At 68.7% G+C, this 13573-nt stretch carries 16 protein-coding genes; 1 reads left to right on the top strand and 15 read right to left on the bottom strand.

Translation table 11 applies throughout. The features are described from left to right. Nucleotides 1-6 precede the first annotated feature (6 nt). From ACZ6KY_RS12800 to ACZ6KY_RS12770, 7 genes are all read right to left on the bottom strand, one after another. Nucleotides 7-957, bottom strand: coding sequence for a thymidylate synthase (locus ACZ6KY_RS12800; RefSeq protein ID WP_469310327.1), 951 nt, complete (start codon nt 955-957; stop codon nt 7-9). After that, nucleotides 954-2801 (bottom strand): hypothetical protein, encoded by a 1848-nt coding sequence (locus tag ACZ6KY_RS12795; protein ID WP_469310326.1) that lies wholly within the window; start codon nt 2799-2801, stop codon nt 954-956. The genes ACZ6KY_RS12800 and ACZ6KY_RS12795 overlap by 4 nt, the downstream gene beginning before the upstream one ends. After that, complete coding sequence (locus tag ACZ6KY_RS12790; RefSeq protein ID WP_240136782.1) at nt 2798-3490, bottom strand: HAD family hydrolase; 693 nt, start codon at nt 3488-3490, stop codon at nt 2798-2800. Before ACZ6KY_RS12790 ends, ACZ6KY_RS12795 begins: the two co-directional genes overlap by 4 nt. A gap of 31 nt (nt 3491-3521) precedes the next feature. Further along, nucleotides 3522-4004 (bottom strand): DUF6082 family protein, encoded by a 483-nt coding sequence (locus tag ACZ6KY_RS12785; RefSeq protein WP_033949326.1) that lies wholly within the window; start codon nt 4002-4004, stop codon nt 3522-3524. A 94-nt stretch (nt 4005-4098) separates the two neighbouring features. Then, the gene (locus ACZ6KY_RS12780) at nt 4099-4353 is read right to left on the bottom strand and encodes a hypothetical protein (protein WP_033949325.1); all 255 of its coding nucleotides are present in this window, start codon (nt 4351-4353) and stop codon (nt 4099-4101) included. A 130-nt stretch (nt 4354-4483) separates the two neighbouring features. Further along, nucleotides 4484-4915: a hypothetical protein gene (locus ACZ6KY_RS12775; RefSeq protein WP_224354190.1), complete on the bottom strand. Its 432-nt coding sequence runs from the start codon at nt 4913-4915 to the stop codon at nt 4484-4486. A 134-nt stretch (nt 4916-5049) separates the two neighbouring features. Then, a complete protein-coding gene (locus tag ACZ6KY_RS12770) occupies nt 5050-5451 on the bottom strand; it encodes an ATP-binding protein (protein WP_469310387.1) in 402 nt (133 codons plus the stop codon). Between the two features lie 248 nt (nt 5452-5699). Here ACZ6KY_RS12770 and ACZ6KY_RS12765 point away from each other — a divergent pair, with 248 nt between their 5' ends. After that, entirely contained in the window at nt 5700-6947 is a 1248-nt protein-coding gene (locus tag ACZ6KY_RS12765; RefSeq protein ID WP_469310325.1) for a helix-turn-helix domain-containing protein, read from the top strand. A 51-nt stretch (nt 6948-6998) separates the two neighbouring features. Here the strand turns inward: ACZ6KY_RS12765 and cutA are convergent, their stop codons facing one another. The 8 genes from cutA to ACZ6KY_RS12725 all read right to left on the bottom strand — a co-directional run bounded on the left by cutA (nt 6999) and on the right by ACZ6KY_RS12725 (nt 13262). Continuing rightward, the gene (cutA, locus tag ACZ6KY_RS12760) at nt 6999-7325 is read right to left on the bottom strand and encodes a divalent-cation tolerance protein CutA (RefSeq protein ID WP_004921029.1); all 327 of its coding nucleotides are present in this window, start codon (nt 7323-7325) and stop codon (nt 6999-7001) included. 222 nt (nt 7326-7547) lie between these two features. Further along, nucleotides 7548-8072 carry a hypothetical protein gene (locus ACZ6KY_RS12755; protein WP_164253248.1) on the bottom strand — a complete coding sequence of 175 codons (525 nt, stop codon included), beginning with the start codon at nt 8070-8072 and terminating at the stop codon, nt 7548-7550. Then, the gene (locus tag ACZ6KY_RS12750; RefSeq protein ID WP_164247437.1) at nt 8069-8614 is read right to left on the bottom strand and encodes a hypothetical protein; all 546 of its coding nucleotides are present in this window, start codon (nt 8612-8614) and stop codon (nt 8069-8071) included. Before ACZ6KY_RS12750 ends, ACZ6KY_RS12755 begins: the two co-directional genes overlap by 4 nt. After that, complete coding sequence (locus ACZ6KY_RS12745; RefSeq protein WP_164253247.1) at nt 8599-9603, bottom strand: nucleotidyltransferase domain-containing protein; 1005 nt, start codon at nt 9601-9603, stop codon at nt 8599-8601. Before ACZ6KY_RS12745 ends, ACZ6KY_RS12750 begins: the two co-directional genes overlap by 16 nt. A 151-nt stretch (nt 9604-9754) precedes the next feature. Then, the gene (locus tag ACZ6KY_RS12740) at nt 9755-10780 is read right to left on the bottom strand and encodes an ImmA/IrrE family metallo-endopeptidase (protein ID WP_469310324.1); all 1026 of its coding nucleotides are present in this window, start codon (nt 10778-10780) and stop codon (nt 9755-9757) included. Next, nucleotides 10780-11694: a hypothetical protein gene (locus tag ACZ6KY_RS12735; protein WP_164253245.1), complete on the bottom strand. Its 915-nt coding sequence runs from the start codon at nt 11692-11694 to the stop codon at nt 10780-10782. The genes ACZ6KY_RS12740 and ACZ6KY_RS12735 overlap by 1 nt, the downstream gene beginning before the upstream one ends. 66 nt (nt 11695-11760) lie before the next feature. After that, on the bottom strand, nt 11761-12702 hold the full coding sequence (locus ACZ6KY_RS12730; RefSeq protein ID WP_469310323.1) for a hypothetical protein: 942 nt from the start codon (nt 12700-12702) through the stop codon (nt 11761-11763). Between the two features lie 389 nt (nt 12703-13091). Further along, a complete protein-coding gene (locus ACZ6KY_RS12725) occupies nt 13092-13262 on the bottom strand; it encodes a helix-turn-helix transcriptional regulator (protein ID WP_343234907.1) in 171 nt (56 codons plus the stop codon). Nucleotides 13263-13573 lie beyond the last annotated feature (311 nt).

Below are 13573 nucleotides of genomic sequence, written 5' to 3'. Positions count from 1 at the left end.
CGGCGGTCACCTTGCCCCTGCCGTCGCGGCGCGATTGGTCGAGCGCCGCTCCAGCTCTCCGTACCAGGCGGTGAGGGCTTGGCCGAGGGGCCCGTCGATCGTGTCGGCCGCCCGCCACGCCTGCTCGCGCTTGCCGTCCTTCCACAGCCGGTAGCTGCGCAGCGTCTCGGCCATCGCGTCCCAGCCGGGGTGGCCGGTCACGTCACGGGCCTCGACCTGGTCGAGCAGGCCGCCGAAGCCGTTCCAGGGTGTTCGCAGGTCGGGCATGATCTCGCTCGCCGGGAGCGAGGTGAGCATGTCGGCCTGCTCGATGTGCTCGTCGTAGATGTGCAGCGAGCCGATGTGCAGGTGAAACTCGCCGAGTTCGGCGTCGAGCCATCCGGCGACCAGCTCGTGCAGCACGGTGTAGAAGAACACGTCGTACGGCATGCCGATCCATACGTCCTGGCCGCGCATCATGGTCGCCATGTGCAGGCGGCCGGCGCGCAAGTGGAACCGGAACCCAAGGGTGCACGGCACGTCCTTGTGCCCTGCGGCGTCCTGGGCCGGGTCGTAGAGCTGGATCAGGGCGCGCCGGGAGTCGGGGTCGGCCTGGAGGATCTCGACGACGCGGGCGAGCTGGTCGACCTTGCCTGCCCAGTTCCGCATCCTGGGGCCATACGCGCCCAGGAGGACGCCTTCGTCGGCGAACTGGCGCAGCCGGTTGTTGTAGTCGAAGATCCACGGGGCGTCGGAGCCGGACATGTGCCAGACCGTCTCGGCGACGGCGAACGCCGGATTCACGATGCGGGCGGGCGGGGCGTAGAGCAGGCGGGCACGCGGCTGGGTGAGCAGCAGGTGCACATCGCGGACTTCGTGGGTGGCCATGCCCCGGGGGCTGATCTTCTCGCCGGACTTGGCCAGCGTGACGGCGCCGGAGAACAGCTCGGCGATGCTGTCGGCCGTGAGGGATGTCATCGGACGGATGCTCCTTCGTCCTTGGGCGACGCAGCGGCGCCCGGATGGTGGTGGGTGGAGTCGTCGGCCCTCGGGCCGGAGGTGGCGCGGTCGGTGATGAGCCGGGCGATCCGAGTGGCGCTGTCGCCGCGCCACCGGCAGACCGCGTCCAAGGCCGCCCGCGGGATCGGCGCAGGGCCCGCGCGCAAGCCGGAGAGTGCTTCGGCGACCTCACCGGCGGCCTCGCACCGGGTCGCCAGTCCGTGACTGGTCAGGCCCAGGGTGCGTTCGCCCGGCGGGCCGATTTCGAGGACCGGGATGCCGAGCAGCGCGGCTTCGATCCCGCACGTCGAGTACGCGCTCGCCAGGACGTTCGCGCCGGCGAGGCAGCCTCGGGCTCCGACTCGGGGATCGACCACCGCGATGGGCGGCCCGGCGTCCCGCTTCACCAGAGCGGTGAAGGCGTCGGCTCCCTGCGCCGGGTGTGGAGCGATGACGAGCCCCCAGTCGCCGCCCGCCTCGGCGAGCCCGTCCAGGAGGAGGTTCGCGTGGGACTCGAGGTGATCGGGATTGAAGGGCTGGCAGGCCCACACCGCGATCCGGGTCGGCGCGCGCCGTCCCCCCGGAGCGAGCAGCTTCTCCAGATACCGCCGCTGTGCCTGGCGGCTCAGGCCGGCGAGGACGTCGAAGCGGGGCTGCCCGAGGACGTGCACCTCGGCCTCGGGGTGGCGCGCCCACCCTCGGCCCAGAGCGAGGTCCCGCTCGCCCATGACGACGATGTCGCGGCTGTGCAGGGCCGGCCAGGCGACCGATTCCGGCGTCCACGCCCCGTGCTGGACGTGCACCGAGTTCGCTCCGTGCCGCTCGGCGGCGTGCACGGCCAGCACGCCCAGTGGGCTGGTGTCGTTGCTCAGCAGGACGGTGTGCGGCCGGGTGGTCGACAGGATGTCGTCGAGCCAGCTCTCCGCCCGCACCACCGTCCGCCACGACGGTTGGGTGCAGCCCCCGCTGGTCTCCAAGAGAACGGACAAGAGCCTTACGAGCTGTGCAAGTTGGATGCCGTGGCCTTCCACTTGGACGACGTGCTCGTCGTCGGGGCGGTGGAGGCCCTCGGCGGTGCCGGAGACAGTGAAGAGGTCGCTCGGAGCCGCTCGCAGCTCGAAACCCATTGCCGGTCCCGAGCTGCATCGCTCGGCGGCATCAGTGGCGAGGTCGAGCAGGAGGCTCCTCTGCCCGCCTCGCGCCAGCTCGGCGAGAACGGGGGTCAGCGTGGCGGCATGGCGGGAGGTCCACGACAGCGCCAGAACGTCCTGCCGTCCGAGATCCGAGGGGAGCGGCCTCGGCTCCGTGTTCGCCGTACTCGTCCGGGCGCGGTTCCGGAGCTGGGCGGAGCGGGTCGGGTTGTGCGGTGCCGCAGCACCGAGCACGTACGCGACGCCGGACCATGTCACGGTGTAGGCCAGGTACTCCCGCGAGCTGCTCGAACGCAGTCCCACGAGACCTTCGTAGGGGGCCAGGATCAGGGGCCCTGGGGCGGAGGTGAACGGTGCCCAGGAGTTCAGGGCCAGGAGCTTGCGCACGATCTCGGCGACGAAGCGTCGCACGGGGACGTGCTGAACGTGGAGCCAGTCGGCTCCGCCTGGGGTGGCGGCCCACTTGGCGCTGTAGCGGTCGACGGCCTCCATGACGTCTTCGACGCCGGAGCGCAGTAACTGCTTGTCGACGGCCGTCGCATCAAGCTCCGTCGTGTGGATGTGGTCGGTTCGCGCGTGCGCCAGGGCGCCGGTTCCGACGAGATTCCACGTCGGCTTCCCGACGTTGGAGGAGCGGACCAGGCCGAGGCCACCAGTGGAGCGGGGGCTCACACCGTGCTCCCCTCGACGAGCTGCTTGGCGGGGAGGAGGCTCAGCAGTTCCCTGGGGGACGAGACCGTCTCCGGGGCGGGAGCCGTCGGCTGCCCGTAGCCCCACCCAGCGTGCACATAAGGGACGCCGGCGCGTGCGGCCGACTCCTGGTCGACCGCCATGTCACCCACGTAGACGGCGGAGGCGGGGTCGACTCCCAGGTCGACCAGTGCCAGGAGGAGCGGGTCCGGGGCCGGCTTCGTTCGGCCCGCGCCGGCGGGCGTGCGGATGGTCGCGAAGGGACACCCGAGGCGCGCGAGGAGCGGGGCCGCCCGGTCGACGTGCTTGGACGTCACGACGCCCAGCCGCCAGTCGGCGGCCACGAAGGCGTGGAGCGTCTCGACGATGCCGGCGAACTCCTCCGCGAGGTGCGCGGTGGCCACGGACTCCGCCTCGTACGTCCTACGGACCGCCTCGGCATCGGTCACGCCCAGGCGCTCCATGATGTCCCCGAACTCGCGACCCAGGTGGCGCTCGTAGTCACGGAACGGGAGCGCGACGCCATGGACCTCCTGGACCCTCTGCCACGCCCTCCGCATCACGGGACGCGTGTCGAGGAGGACCCCGTCGAGGTCGAGGAGAAGAGCGCGCGACCCGTGGTCGCTCGGCGCGGCCGGGGCGGGTGGCGATCCGCAAGCGGGAACGGTCATGATCATCCTCTCGTCAGGGTGTCGTCGTGCCTCAGAGGGCCGAAGCCGGGGCAAGTTCCAACTCGGGGTACTGGGACGGACCGCCGGCCTCCTCGAACGCCGCGTCGAGCAGCGCCACGTGCAAGCGGTCCCATCGCCCTCGGGACTGCAGAGCACGCCCGTGGCGGGTCAAGGCCCACGCCTTGAGGGCCGTCGGGTCCTGCATGAAGTTCCGCGCGTTCTGCCGCAGGATGGCGGGGGTGAACACCCTGAGATTGAGGCCGGTGCGCCAGAACTCAAGCCACCACTGGCACATCAGGAGCGGACCCGATTCGTCGTCCTTGACGTGGTCGGGGTGGTTGCGCACCCAGATCGGGTCCAAGTCCGGGTGTGTGGTGGCGACTTCGAGCATGCGGCCGTGGGCCTGGTGCACTGCCAACTCCAGGGACTGGCGGTGCTGCTGGCGACGCTGGGCGATGTGCACCGCGGACGCGAGGGCGATGGTGGTGGCCAGAGCGAGAACGGGACGGTTCATCTGCGACCTTTACTCGGGGATGGATGGGGCGGTGCGGCAACCGGCGGCGGCATCCGGGGCAGTGGTGGTCGCCGTCGTGCTCGCTTGAGGAGAGTCAGGCCGCGTCCGGCGGGCCCTCAGCCGACGGCGAGGTCAATCCGTCCGGCACGGCCGGCAGGCGCGCGAGCCGGTGAAAGCGCGAGAGGTCGAAGCCACGCCCCTGAACCTCACCAGCGGGCACGGCGAAGAGGTCGATCCCCTCTTCGCTGGGTGCCGAAGGGGCGGCCTCCCTGATGGCGAGGAGCGCTTCGCCCTGCTCGCGGTGCGGCAGGAGGCGCGGCGCACGATCGATGTGTCCCTCGAAAGTCATGGTCAGCCCTCGGTCAGGTGTATTTGAAGGTGAAGACGAGCACGACGCTCACGGTGACGATCAGGGCGATCTGGGCGCTGATCTGCCGCCAGCCCCAGCCCTTCCTGTCCATCCAGCGCAGCGGACGCCTTCAAGTCGGCGCGACGGGCTCCTCGGAGATCACGAGGTGGAGAAACGCCCGGCAGTGCTCGCCCAGGTGTTTGATCACGGCGTGGTACTCGTCGTCGTCGGAGCTGATGTTGTGCCGGTCGAGGACGAGCACGCCGTCGGCCAAGCCCTCTCGGAGCTGTCGCTCGGCTTCCCGCCAACCAGGTCGATCCCAAGGCGGCGTGTAGACGCCCTGGCTCGCACTGGATGCCGGGAGGTACGTCGTGGTCACCGGGACCGCCACATCGTGGAGCCGGGCGGTGATCGCGTAACCGAGCTGGTCGGCCTCAGCCTGTAGCGTCCCCCAGTCCTCGTCAGGTCGGGCCCTCGGACTCGGTACCAGGCTGTACGCCAGCACGCGCAGCGGCTGATCGGCCTGCGCGCCGACGGTCTGACGGTAGAAGTGCTGGCGCAAGCCTCGGAGTTGGCCAGCTCGGGACCGGCGCTTCACCTGGGCAGAGGTGCGAGGCCAGCTCGGGTAGTCACGGCCAGCGGTCGGCGCCCCACCGCCCGTGTGCCTCTCTCGCCCCCGATCAAAGGCGACGAGGCTCAACACGTCGGCTCCGTGCTTGACTGTGTTGTGCGGCGACATGGGGGTGCCTCCGTGAGAGTGGGGATGACCGCGTACGTCGTCCGGCCGCCGTCCGCGACGCCCCACCGAAGCGACAAGCAGGCGACGAGGTGCAGCCCTCGACCGCCGAGGCCGGCGGCACTCGCACGTCGCCGCCTCGCCGGTGCCGTGCTGTCGTCGGTGACTCGGATTCGAAGCTGGTGCTCGTCGTGTCGCAGTCGCAGTCGGACGTCCCCGGAACCGTGAATGATCGCGTTGGACACCAACTCCGAGACGACGAGCCGGGCGTCCTCTGCCGGCGTCTCCGGCAACGACCAGTGCTTCAACACGGTGGCCGTCGTTCTTCGCGCTTGAGCGACGTGCACAACTACCGGCTCCATGGCCATCTCGAGGACGTGAGAGGCCAGCGGACACCGAGCGGTCGAGGCGCCGACGGCGTGGGCGCCACCGTCGTCGCCCCGAGGTCGGGGCGGCATTGCTGTCCGGTGCGTGGTCATGAGCACATCGCACCGTGGCTGCGCGATCCGGGACAGGGGAAACCGGAGGGGGGAAATCTTTGTCAAGGGGGAAAAACCAGGGGGGAGTTGAGGGGAGTATTGGCTTTCTCCCACGGATAGGGGTCAGACTCATGGCGGTGGATCCATTTGCCGAGTTGCTCCGTCACCTGCGGCGTAACGCGAATCGGACGCAGGACGAGCAGGCCGGTGCGATCAACGCCGCCTCCGGCCGGGCAACGGTGACCCGCCGGGAGGTGAACCGGTACGAGAACGGTGCGAACGTTCCGACGGACCACACCCTGGGGAACATCGCTTTGGCCTGTGGCGTCCCGCTGGAGCCGCTACTGCGCGAGGCGAAAGCCGCCCGCGCCAGGCGGCGAGAGAAGAACAAGGCCGAGGCAGAGGACCTGGACGACGTGAAACGCCGAACGCTGCTGGGAGGCGCAGTCATCGGTGCGGCTGCGGCTGCCGAGCCGTGGGGCCGGCTGGCCTACGCACTCAGCAAGGGTTCCAAGATCGACCCTGAGTCCGCGGGGGTGCTTATTGATCATGCGGCCCGGTTGCACGTGGACGAGCTGAACGAGAGCGCGCTCAGCCTGCAGTCCCGCGTCGAGGCACACTTGGACGCGATCACCGCAGCCCTTCCCCGCGCCGGAGGCCACGAGCGAGCCCTGACCATCGCGGCCGGGGAGACTGCCGCTCTTGCTGGGTGGGTCGCCTGGGACCTCGGCCAGCAGGACAAGGCCACTTCCTATTACGGAGTGACCTCGGAGTGCGCGAAAAGGGCCGGACACCCTCCGCTGCGCGCTCTCGCTCTGGGCTACGCGAGCTACGGTGCCCCCAGCCCGGCGAAGGCGCTGGAGATGCTTTCGCAGGCAGCTCAGGACGTACGCGGACGTGGCAACGCAACCGCCGCAGCGTGGGCTCTGGGCCGGTACGCGGAGGAAGCCGCCCAGTCAGGCGATGACGCTGGCGCCCTTCGTGCTCTCGATCAGGCCAAGTTCGCTTATGACTTCGCCGACCATACGAGCGAGCAGGCGTGGGTCCGCTTCGTGACGCCATACCGCATGGACTCGTTAACCCTCTCGGTCTATGGCGAACTCGCGCGTCAGGAGCTGACCGCCACGGCCGACTCCGCAGTCGAGCGCCTCGGCGGCGAACTACCCGAGTCCGGCGTGGTCGTCCTGGGTGACCTGGCGTCCGCCCTTCTGCGCGGCGGCGACATAGATCGCGGAGCCTACGTAGCGCACCAGTTCGCCGCAGCGGCGGAGTCGAAGCCCAACACCATGGGCCGGCAGCGGGCTCAGGCCATCGCTGCCGGGCTCCCCGACACTGAGCATGACCTGGCCAGCCACCTGCTGACGTTCGCGACGCTGTGAAGCGTCGAAGCGCACAGGCTCGGTGAGAGCGAGGCACTGTAGTGGGGGCCCTTACCCCGGGCGCGTCTCGTCGACGACCCACGACAGGTACGCCTCCGACCCTCCGGTCACAGGCAGCGTGACCCACTGGGGGACGTCGTACGGGTGCCTCTCGTGCAGCCATGCCTCTAGCGCGGGGAGGCGATCCGACGACGTCATGTAGGAGATCCGCCACTCCTGAGCCGCCTCGACCTTCCCCTGCCACCAGTAGAAGGCGGTGATGGGCGCATCGATGTGGACGCCCGCCGCCAGTTTGCTCTCAACAGCGCCTCTGGCGAGGGTCTTCGCCTGCTCCTCGTCGTCACTCGTCGTCTGCGCGATCACGATTTCGGGGTCCATGCGGCTACCTCTCCAGCTCGGGTACCGCGACCCTATCCACTAGTCCGATGAAGGCGGGCGGGAGGTAGTTACCGGCAAGGCTTGGCGATTCGTTGCCCAGCAGACCGCTCGGACGATCAGTTGTTCAATGTGTCGGGATCGATCGCTTACGGGAACGCAAGCCAGTCATCCTTCATCAGCGCTCGTGCGAAACCAGCGAGCCGTAGGGAACCGGATCGCGCATCAGGCCCGGAGTAGCTGGAGTCGCCTGAAAAGGCGCCGAAGTACGAACGCAGGGATCAGGCGTCGGAGCCCGAAGCGGTAGCCAAGGGCGCGCTCCATCGTGGTCACGATGTGCTGCTGGTTCCCCACCCCGAAGCCGCCCAGGTTCATCTCGGCGGCGGCGGTGACAGGTGTGGCGTTCCAGGCATCGCTACAGGCCTGCTTGAAGGCAGCGTCGAGGTTGGTGAGGCAGTTGTCGAATACCTCACTGAGTACCGTGCTCTCCGTCGCGATCCAGGCGCGGCTCTCTGCGAGGGTCTCCTGGAGGTCGTGTCCGGTGATTGCGAGCGTGCTCAGGACCTCGGGATCGTCGCTGGTGCGGCGGCGTATCCGGTAGGGGTACTCGATACGTGCGACCAGAACCTTCACCGCGGCGGCGTAGCGGTCTCGGCGGACGGTCGCTCCAGCGCGCAGGCCGGTGAGGATGTGTCCGAGGGCTCCCGCGACGACGGAGGAGCCCAGGACGAGCGCGAGGATCGTGATCACAGATGTGGATGCCGTTTCTGGTGCGGTGAAGGGTGCCGGGCCCATCGGCGAGCCTCCTGTTGTGTCTCGGCGGTACGCAGCGGGTGGGTGCCGTGGGCGGGTTGGCCATGTGGTGCGTCTTCGGCCGGCCACGTGCCTGAGCGGCGCCAAGCCTCTTCGTAAAGCAGATGTCGGTGAACGAGAGTGATCAGCGCCTCCAGGCCGTCCTCGGGGATCCAGCGCAGGGCCGCGTCATCGCTGGGGTACTGCAGGCACAAGTCCCTCAGCGGCGGCGGGTTGCGGTGCTTGAAGGCACGGTCGGCCGAGTCGAGCGGGAAGGCGTGCACGGTGTAGTCGGGTCGGATGACGAGGCGGACACGTTCGGTGGGGTAGTTCTCGCGTTCCAGGGCGGGCAGCGGGCGCAAGGTGAGTTCGAGGAGCGCGGCTCCGCCCGGACCGACGCGGCCAGCCGCCTGCTCCACGCCGTAGACGGTATCGGCGTGGAGCAGGTGCTCGGCGGCTGCGCCTGGGTCGGCGAGCACCGCCTTCAGCGGGTACGCCATGACCGGGCCGGTCGCGCGGGCTGCTGCCCGCGCGGGGAGATGACGGCGCGTCCGGTGGAGGTGACGCTGCCGGCAGCCAGTGCGCGCAGCGCGTCGGTAGCGTTCTGGGACTCGGACCGTGGGAACGGGTCTCCGATCAAGGTGTGCCAGATCTCGATGGCCGCAGCGTGCTGTCCGTCCTCTTCCAGGCGTCGCGCCTCGGCCGCCCGTCGGGCGGTGGCGGCCAGCGTGGTGGCATACGTATCGCGCTCGTCGATCGTCCAGTCGGCGGTGAGGTCGTCAACACCGGTCGGGTCGAGCACCGGGTGGTTGACCGCCTGGGCGGCGTGAGCCAGGGTGGTGGCGAGGGCCTGGGAGTGCTCAAGCGGGCCGGTGACGGCCGCGTAGGCGAAGGCCTCCCACAGCAGCCCGCAGGTGTCGTCGAGGACGGGGTTGCCCTTCTTAAACGACTTCAGCATGCGGACCTGGTGGACGAACCGTCCGCCGGTGGCCTGGTTTCGGGTGCTGATGATCCGGTTGAGCGTCCGGGTGTTGGACCACTCCCAGGTGTCGTTCTCCCTGTCAGCGATGTAGACGATCTCGCTGTCTTCAACGTCGAGCGCGGGGACCAGGTCGAAGGTGAAGTCCAGCTCGGCGAAGGTGACCTGGAGGGCGTGGGCAGGGGCGTCATCCACGTCGAAGAGGGCGTCGGGGTACTTCTCGGCGATGACCTCGCGGATGAGGCTCATCGCCTGGGCGGGGCCGCCGGGCTGACGCAGGGTCTTCTCCAGGCGCGGGTGCATCCGGATGACCATGTCGACGTCCTTGAGCGGCTTGAGCATCGTCTTGCGGGCGAAGCTGCCCTGCAGGAAGGTGGCGATGGCCAGGCCGGCGTTCACCAGGTGTTCGGTGATCTCGTTGTGCCGCTTCTGGGCGCTTTTGCGCTCGCGGCCATCGAGGTTGAGCTCCTCGTCGAAGGCATCGAAGGCGCCCTTGGTGCTGTCGTTCATCGTGCTGTCGTGCTCGTTTCTGCCGGCCGGGTAGATCGTGGTGCCCGGTGCCGGCTCCGGGGTCCCGTACGTGGTGGGGCACCCGGGGTGGGTGCCTTCACTGGGGACAGACGACGTAACTCGGCGGTAGCGCGACGGGTGTGACAAGAGTTCAGTCGCAGTCGCGGCAGCGGCTGCTGGCGCCGTCGAACATGGCCGCCGGATGGACGACGAAGCAGGCCGTGCACTGGCGCTCGAACACCTTGCAGCCGCAGCCGCAGCGGTCGCAGTCGGGGCACGGGGCGGACTCGCAGCGGGCGCAGGCGCGGGCGAAGGAAGTGAAGTCCTCCCCGCAGTGTGCGCAGGTATAGCTGGCGGCCACGGGGCCGTTGTATCGAACGGAGGGCGCGAAGGTCCTCCAAGGCGCGAGGTCGGTGACGGCGACGGCGAGGACGTAGCCGTCCATGGCCGCGGTCTGCAGGTACAGCTCCTCACCGGCGACGGCGCCGTCACGGTAGGCAAGCCGGCCACGTCCCTCGGCGTGTCCCTGGCCCGACAGGGCCGTGCGCAGGACCGGGACCTGGCTCTGGTCGCTGCCGCGCCGAAGTGGGGGCAGGCCGTGGGAGGCACCGAAGGCGAGGATGCCGTCGCGATCGAGGAGCAGGATGTGACCGGGAGCTGGGAGGCGTTCGCTGGCTTTCACGCACGCCGCCATACGGGAGGCATTGCTCACCCGCCACAGTGCGACTGCGGCGTCCGCCGTGGGGCCGGCGGCAGTGATATGGCGATCGGTGAGTGTGTCGGGCAGGAGGATGTCGGCGGCGAAGGCATCGCAGGCAGCATCCTCCAGGGCGGCGCCACCGTCGGGCTCGGCAAGCAGGACGTCCATCAGCTCCACCACGGTCTGCTGCAGGTGGTGGCCCAGCTCATGGAGACCGGTGAACTCGCGGCGGGCCAGGCTGGCAGAGGTGGCGACGGCGAGGACGGCGGGAGTACCGGCGAAATAGGCACCGGAGACACTGCAGCCGCCGCCAGAGCGATCGGCGGGTACGTCCCTGACCTGAAGGCCGGGCCACTGCCGCAGCTCGTCAAGGGCGCCGTCGCCCAGCCGCTGGGCAGCGCCGGGGTGGTCGCGCTGCAGGACGGTGAGCATGGCCTTGGCCTGGGTACGGGCCGCGGCGCGGCGCAGGTAGTCCATCACTCGCTCTCCGGGCCCAGGTGCACGTGGAAATAGCGGTCTACCCGAGCAGGCCAGTCCGCTTCCGCAGGGCGCTCCTGACGCGCTGCCAGTGTGAGCGTGGCAAAGAGTGCCTGTCGGCGGGCTTCCTGTTCAGCGGTTCCGGTGAGGTGGGCGAGCCGACGGATCTGTTGGCGGCGGGCGGGGCGACTCAGCTCGTGTACCAAACGGTCGGGCAACGGCGGATTGGCAGCCAGGATCGCGTCCGCAGACATGCCCAGGGTCGGTGCGAGGAGGTGGGCTTCGGGCGGGGTGAGAGGTGTCTGCGCGCGCAGCAGCGCGAGGGCGCGCGGTGGCCTGATGCTCAAGCGATGGATCAGTTCGGTGGGGCCCAGGCCGCACTGCTTCAGCAGGGCAGGCAGACCGCCGCTGCCCGAAGGCGCCCAGCGCGCCGTCGCCAGCACGTCCATGGTGTCGGCGAGGGTCGAGCGGAACTCGGCCGCCTGCGATGCGGGGCTGGGAAGGGGGCTGCCATAGCGGTACCCAGAGGCATCCGGGGCGGGTGAGCCGTCGGCTTCCAAGGGAACGGACAGCTCACTGACCTGCCGGTCCAGGACATACCACGGAAGACGCCTGCCCAGACCGCACCACAGGGCAAGCGGCTGCTCCAAGGTGGAAGCCTCGGCGGGCAGCAGCACCGTGTCGGGGTCGTTGAAGCGCGTCTCCAGGGAGACGGGCAACGCGTGCACCGTGGTGTCATCGACCGCCGCGATAGCCACAACCTCGACAACGCCGTCCCACACAGCGCGCCAGATCTGGCCCGGTCGGGGATCACCCGGCGCTGCCGCCGCCACGGTACGGACCGCATCGGGAACATGCAGCTGGGCAGCTGCAGCGCGAAGCCGCTCATATGCGCTGCTCGATGCCTGGATCATCGGGCGGCCCCCATTCCTCTCGGCGGTCTGTTCCCACTATGGACAAACGACGTCACTCGCCGAACGTCAGGGGGGTTCACTGCTGCGGCGCAGCAACGCTGCGGCTACCTCTCGGGGATCACTACCCGCAGCGGTCAGAGCCAGCATGAGCTTCTCACTCACCGCATCCATGATCGCGGACGTCTGTCGACGCCCGAGTCCAAGCAGGACGGAGACTTCCGCCGGATCGTCCTCCAGGAACGACAGCAGTTTCCGCTCCTGCGGGGACATGTCCGCCCAGATTTCCCCGGCTATGGTCTCGGCCTCCACGGGAACGGTCCCGTGTTCCTGATTGGTGGCAGAGTCGATGAGCGCGCCATCATCCGCGTACAGCGTCGTGTACCCGGCAGGAGCGAGCAGCTCGAAGCGGGCTTCAAGAACCTTGGCCAGTTCTTCCTCCCGGACCGCTCCACCTGCTGCCTCCAGCACTCCGGTGAGTACGGCCATCAGGGCGCGCACGGTTTCCCTGGGAGTCGGCCCGGAGTGGTTCCAGGCAGTGATCCATACTCCACGCACTTCCCAGGCGGCTTTGACCAGTTCATCAAGATCGCCTTGCCAGACGGCGCCGGGTGGGTGAGAGGTCAGGGCCCATCGGGGCGAAGTACCAGCCACCGCGCGAAACCGGCTGTCCGCGCCAAGGCGCGCGGCGAAGCGCCGCCGCAGCTTCCCCCGCTCGGTACGTTTGGCTTCGTCGATCAGGAAATTCCTGATCGACGTGAAGAACATCTTCTCCAGGGAAGCGTCGTCGACCGTCTTCAGAAAGCAGGTCAGGAGGAAGTTCTCGCCCTTCCTGCTGATCATCTCGAACAGGAGCTCGTCGACGGCCTCGTCCGTCCACGCAGCATGACCTTCGGGCGGTGGGAATCCCTGGGATCTTGCCACCTGACGACCGACACGTCGGAGCAACTCAAGACCCAGATCACCAAGCTGGCCGTACTGCGCCAGCTCCTCATGCGCCCCGCCCGCCATCGACCACCTCGGCCTCACCCTGCGGACTGCGCCGTCCGCACTGACCTCTTCCTATACACCTCCCGAGGCGCGGACGGAGGTCCGCCACGCCGTTGGCTCAGCACGAGAATGCTCGCCCGGCTGCGAACGGCGATGCGTGGCAGTTCCCCGCGGGCCATCCCCCTGTCTCTCCATCCCAGGGACTTTTCAGGGACTTTCAGCGCTGTCCGAGGGACTTCCGAGGGACTTTTCGCGGCCTAACGCGGCAAGCCCTTGAAAGACCGGAAAGGGCCTCCGGCGCAGGTCAGAGGCCCTTTCCAAGGCAAAGCCGCAGGTAGCGGCAGACGAGCCGAGCTATACGCCGGGTTCTGTCGCCCTCCCTGCATAGACGAACAGGCGTCCTCGCCGATTCAGGCCACTCGATCCACCGCCCGAGCTTCCAGCCATGCCTCCACCTCCGGCCAGCGGTAGCGCAAATAGCGGCCTACCTTGTGGGCTCGCGGACCCTGGTGTCGGTGATTCCATATGTAGACCGTGTTCAGCGGCACGCCCAGGAAGTCGGCCAGTTCCCTAGCACTCATCAACGGACAACGGCTCCCCGCGCCACTCGCGGCTTCTGCCACAAGGGCGGTGGTTCGACGCATGGGTACTCCAAAACGGCTCGGAGCGGGCAGGAAAGAACCACGTGAGCGATAGTCCGCTGGCGTGGCAGACGGAACAGTGACACGAAATTCCAGCCGAACCAAATAGAAGAATTTTCGACGAAACGCCTACGACTCCCCCGAACTCTCGGAAGACACCGGCGAATCCTCGGCGAGGGCTCGTCGAATCCTCGCAGACATGTGAGCGAGGATTCTCCGAGTGAGATCTCCCCCACCGCTCTGCACCCTTT

This window comes from Streptomyces sp. NPDC042002, assembly GCF_055588305.1.
This window is presented reverse-complemented; position numbering and strand designations above follow the sequence as displayed.